The sequence below is a fragment of the Clostridium algoriphilum genome (assembly GCF_020443705.1).
GTDB lineage: Bacteria > Bacillota > Clostridia > Clostridiales > Clostridiaceae > Clostridium_AD > Clostridium_AD algoriphilum.
The window spans coordinates 1-1,224 of the sequence record NZ_JAIZZK010000100.1 but is presented as its reverse complement, the minus strand read 5'-3'; the positions used below and the strand labels follow the sequence as shown (position 1 = coordinate 1,224).

Sequence of the window (1,224 nt, the reverse complement as noted above, 5' to 3'; positions counted from 1 at the left end):
TGCACTTAGATAAGCCTTTTGTCCACTTCTCCCATATTTAAACTCGGTTACATCTGTAAGCCATTTTTCATTGACTTGTTCTGCTTTGAAATTTCTATCCAAAATATTTTCAGCAGTAACTTCAGGAGTTGACTTAATATAATTATATCTTTTCTTTCTGCATACGGATTTTAATCCTATTATCTGCATAAGACGATAAATTCGTTTATAATTAACTACTTTATTATATTCTCTACGGATTTTAATCGTCATCTGGCGATAGCCTAAGATACCGTCATTTTCTTCATATAACTCGCAAATAAGCTTTAATAATTTTTCGTTTTTAAGTTCTCGATTGCTTTTTTCTCTGTGTAGCCATTTATAATATGCAGAATGGCTAACGCCGCCTAGAATGCACAACTCAGTTATAGGAAATTTATTTTCATTAGCTAGTCCTTGGATTGCAAGATAAGTATCTTCGTATCTAACTTCGCTTAATATCGCCTTCTTTCTATCTCTTGGATTTTTTTTAGAAGAGCATTCTCCATCTGTAATCTTCTATTTTGTGCTTCTAAAAGCTTGTATTTAGCTTTTGACTTTTCATCTTCTGTCATTAGCTCTTCAAGTTTTGGCTTACCACGTCGGTCCATAAGTCCTTCAATACCAAACTGATTATACTTCTTCATCCAGGTATAAATCTGAGGATAAGATACCTTATATTTTTCAATAGTTTTATTATAATTGTTATTGTTTTCAATACAGTACTTTATAATTTCAATGCGTTCATAATAAGAAGTTTTGCGTCCCTTGGTCATTATATGTTTTCCTCCTACTCCAGAAGATTTTATATTTTCATGACCATTATACTTCTTTATCCAATTGCATAAAACTGTATTTGAAGAAATATGATACTTAATACATAAATCATTCAGTGAGCCATGTCCACCAAGATATTCTTTTACAATGTTAATCTTAGATTTGGCAGTATAAGAGGTATTTTTGCAAGAATGCTTTAACCCAACTTCACCTTCCGATTTATATCGTATTACCCATTTTTGAAAAGAACTCTTATGCACATTAAGTCTGTTGCATAAGCTTAACATACTAGCTTTTCCATTTAGATATGATGTTACAGCCTTGATTTTTTGTTGGTCTGAGATAATTGATTTTCTTCCCATAAAAAATAGCCCTCCTTATAGTAAACAGTTTTATTATTTAACTGTCTACCATAAGGGGAGCATATCA

2 protein-coding genes are annotated in these 1,224 nt (G+C 31.5%); both read right to left on the bottom strand.

Features of this window, described 5'->3' with window-relative positions; all coding sequences use genetic code 11:
- A partial coding sequence (locus tag LGK95_RS22060; RefSeq protein WP_226127048.1) for an IS3 family transposase occupies positions 1 to 399 on the bottom strand: 399 nt, incomplete at its 3' end.
- Between the two features lie 74 nt (positions 400 to 473).
- A complete protein-coding gene (locus LGK95_RS22055) occupies positions 474 to 1,157 on the bottom strand; it encodes a helix-turn-helix domain-containing protein (protein ID WP_226127047.1) in 684 nt (227 codons plus the stop codon).
- Positions 1,158 to 1,224: the final 67 nt, after the last annotated feature.